The sequence below is a fragment of the Streptomyces sp. SID11385 genome (genome assembly GCF_010548245.1).
Taxonomy (GTDB): domain Bacteria; phylum Actinomycetota; class Actinomycetes; order Streptomycetales; family Streptomycetaceae; genus Streptomyces.
Genome location: NZ_JAAGLR010000152.1, coordinates 1 through 3374, shown reverse-complemented (window position 1 = coordinate 3374; position 3374 = coordinate 1). Strand labels below are relative to the sequence as shown.

The window sequence follows — 3374 nt, the reverse complement described above, 5'->3', positions numbered from 1 at the left end:
GCGGAGGCCGGACTCGCCGCGCTCGCGCGCCGCCACGGCCTCGCGGTCCTGGCCGGCTACCCCGAGCGCGCCGGATCGGCCACGTACAACTCCGCGCTCCTCGTCGGCCCGGACGGCGCCCCGCTCGCCGCGTACCGCAAGACCCACCTCTACGGCCCCCACGAGCGCTCCGTCTTCACGCCCGGCGACCGCGCGGTGGTGCAGGCGGAGCTGCGGGGGATCAGGGTCGGCGTGCTCATCTGCTACGACGTGGAGTTCCCCGAGAACGTACGGGCGCACGCCGAGGCCGGTACCGACGTGCTGCTCGTGCCGACCGCGCTGCTCGCCCCGTACGACTTCGTCGCCCGCTCGCTCGTGCCCGTGCGCGCCGTCGAGAGCCAGCTCTACGTCGCGTACGTGAACCGCACCGGGCCCGAGGGCGGCTTCGACTTCGTCGGGCTCAGCTGCCTGGCCGCGCCCGACGGGACGACGCCCGCCCGCGCGGCTGCCGGGCCCGGACTGCTGCTCGCCGAGGCCGATCCGGCCCTCCTCGCCGCCTCGCGCGCGGCCAACCCGTACCTCGCCGACCGGCGCACGGACCTGTACCGCTGACCCACCCCGCACCACCCTGGGAGCCCCCGCATGACCTCCACCGTGCCCACCGCCGTGCCCGGCGGCGACGCGCGCCCGCCCATCACCATGTGCGGCCCGGACTTCCCCTTCCCCTACGACGAACACCTCGCGCACCCCGCCGGGCTCGGCCAGGTCCCCGCCACCGAGCACGGCACCGAGGTCGCCGTCATCGGCGGCGGCCTCTCCGGGCTCGTCACCGCCTACGAGCTGATGAAGATGGGTTTGCGCCCCGTCGTGTACGAGGCCGACCGGCTCGGCGGCCGCCTGCGCACCGTCGGCTTCGAGGGCTGCGACCCGGAGCTCACCGCCGAACTCGGCGCGATGCGCTTCCCGCCCTCCTCCACCGCGCTCCAGCACTACATCGACCTCGTCGGTCTGGAGACGGAGGACTTCCCGAACCCCCTCGCGCCGGTCACGCCGTCCACCGTCGTCGACCTCAAGGGCGAGTCGCACTACGCGCGCACCATCGAGGACCTGCCGCAGGTCTACCGCGACGTCGCCGAGGCCTGGCGCCGCTGCCTGGAGGACGGCGCCGACTTCACGGCGATGAACGAGGCGCTGCGCGCCCGCGACATCCCGCGCGTCCGCGCGCTGTGGGGGCGGCTCGTGCGTGAGCTGGACGACCAGACCTTCTACGGCTTCCTCTGCCAGTCACCGGCCTTCGCGTCCTTCCGGCACCGCGAGATCTTCGGGCAGGTCGGCTTCGGCACGGGCGGCTGGGACACCGACTTCCCCAACTCCATCCTGGAGATCCTCCGCGTCGTCTACACCGAGGCCGACGACCACCACCGGGGCATCAAGGGCGGCAGTCAGCAACTGCCGCTGCGGCTGTGGGAGCGCGCGCCCGACAAGCTCGTGCACTGGCCGCACGGCACCTCGCTCTCCTCGCTGCACGACGGGAGCCCGCGCCCCGCCGTCACCCGGCTGCACCGCACGGCGGGCAACAGGATCACGGTGACCGACGCGGACGGCCGCATCCGCACCTACAAGGCCGCCGTCTTCACCGCGCAGTCCTGGATGCTGCTCTCCCAGATCGCCTGCGACGACGACCTCTTCCCGATCGACCACTGGACGGCGATCGAGCGCACCCACTACATGGAGTCCAGCAAGCTCTTCGTGCCCGTCGACCGGCCGTTCTGGAAGGACAAGGACCCGGTCACCGGACGGGACGTCATGTCGATGACGCTCACCGACCGCATGACGCGCGGCACCTACCTCCTCGACAACGGCCCCGACCGCCCGGCCACGATCTGCCTCTCCTACACGTGGTGCGACGACAGCCTCAAGTGGCTGCCGCTGAGCGCCCACGCGCGCATGGAGGTCATGCTCAAGTCGCTCGGCGAGATCTACCCGAACGTCGACATCCGGGGGCACGTCATCGGCGACCCGGTGACCGTCTCCTGGGAGGACGAGCCCTACTTCATGGGCGCCTTCAAGGCGAACCTGCCCGGCCACTACCGCTACCAGCGCCGCCTGTTCACGCACTTCGCGCAGGAGCACCTGCCCGACGACCGGCGCGGCCTCTTCCTCGCGGGCGACGACATCTCCTGGACGGCGGGCTGGGCGGAGGGCGCGGTGCAGACGGCGCTCAACGCCGTGTGGGGCGTCATGCACCACCTCGGCGGCACGACGGACCCGACGAATCCGGGCCCCGGCGACCGCTTCGAGGAACTGGCCCCGGTGGAACTGCCGGAGGACTGACCCCCGCCCGGCGGCCGGGGACGTCAGCGCGGCTGCGCGGGGACGAGGGGCGTCACGAGCAGCCGCCCCACCAGCCCGACCCCTTCGTCCAGCCGTGCGCGCATCTCCTCGGCCACGCCCGTCAGGTCGCGTACCGCCCACAGGGCCCGCGCCGCGACCCACGCCGCGCTCCGCGCCCGCTCGATGCTCCACGCGCCCGCCACGTGGGTGAGCGGGTCGGCGAGTTCGAGGAGATCGGGACCCGGCATGAGGTCCTCGCGCACGCGTTCCTCCAGCGTCGCGAGCAGATCACCGACCTGATCGAACTCGTCGCGCAGGTCCTCGGGAGCGCAGGCGAGCGTACGGCAGGTGTCCACGACCGCGAGCGCGAGATCGTGCCCGATGTGCGCGTTGACGCCGCAGAGGGCGAACTGCACGGGACGTACCCCGCGACGGTCGCGCGCGTGCAGGAGCGGGCGCCAGCAGGCGGGGGCGCGACCGCCCCGCTCGAAGGTCTCGACGGCGTGCAGGTACCGCTCGGCGAAGAGCACGTCGAGCGTCACGGCGGCCCGCCGGTCGGGGAATCCGCCCCGGTCCACGAGGTGCCCGACCTCCTCCGTGACGCGTGTGTAGAGCCGGTGGAAGACGGCGACGCCATCGCGCTCCGGCCAGTGGGCGCCGAGCCCGCGCATGCGGGCGAGGACCCCGTCCACTCCCTCGTCGACGCGGCGCACGGCGCGGGCGGACACTTCGGTCGGCTGCTGAGAGTGGCCCATGGCAGCAGGCTCCCAGCCCTAGCCTGTGGCGCGTGCCGCCGTGCCGGGCACGTCCCCGCATCGGGGGACACGGGGGACAGGGGCGCGGTGGGGGAGGAGCACACGTGGGCGGGAACCGGGCGAGGCACCGGGCGGTACGGCGGGGGCCCTTCGCGGGGCGCGGGGACGGAGCGGGGCGCGGCGGGTCCGCGAGCGTCGGCGCCGGTTCCTCGCGCGGCACGCCGACGCTCCTGCGCGGCGCGATGGTCACCGCCGCCACGTGCGTCGTCCTCGCGGGCGGCCTGACGGGCGTGCTCACGAGGACGA

At 73.7% G+C, this 3374-nt stretch carries 4 protein-coding genes; 3 read left to right on the top strand and 1 reads right to left on the bottom strand.

The window, feature by feature from the left end; translation table 11 throughout:
• On the top strand, positions 1-591 hold a 591-nt coding region (locus G3I42_RS04930), incomplete at its 5' end, for a nitrilase-related carbon-nitrogen hydrolase (RefSeq protein ID WP_164282710.1).
• 30 nt (positions 592-621) lie between these two features.
• Positions 622-2313: an NAD(P)/FAD-dependent oxidoreductase gene (locus G3I42_RS04925; RefSeq protein ID WP_164282708.1), complete on the top strand. Its 1692-nt coding sequence runs from the start codon at positions 622-624 to the stop codon at positions 2311-2313.
• A gap of 23 nt (positions 2314-2336) precedes the next feature.
• On the opposite strand, the gene G3I42_RS04920 is transcribed toward G3I42_RS04925, so the two are convergent.
• Positions 2337-3068 (bottom strand): DUF5995 family protein, encoded by a 732-nt coding sequence (locus tag G3I42_RS04920; protein ID WP_203606377.1) that lies wholly within the window; start codon positions 3066-3068, stop codon positions 2337-2339.
• A gap of 104 nt (positions 3069-3172) precedes the next feature.
• On the opposite strand from G3I42_RS04920, the gene G3I42_RS04915 reads away from it, so the two are divergent.
• On the top strand, positions 3173-3374 hold a 202-nt coding region (locus tag G3I42_RS04915; RefSeq protein ID WP_164282706.1), incomplete at its 3' end, for a hypothetical protein.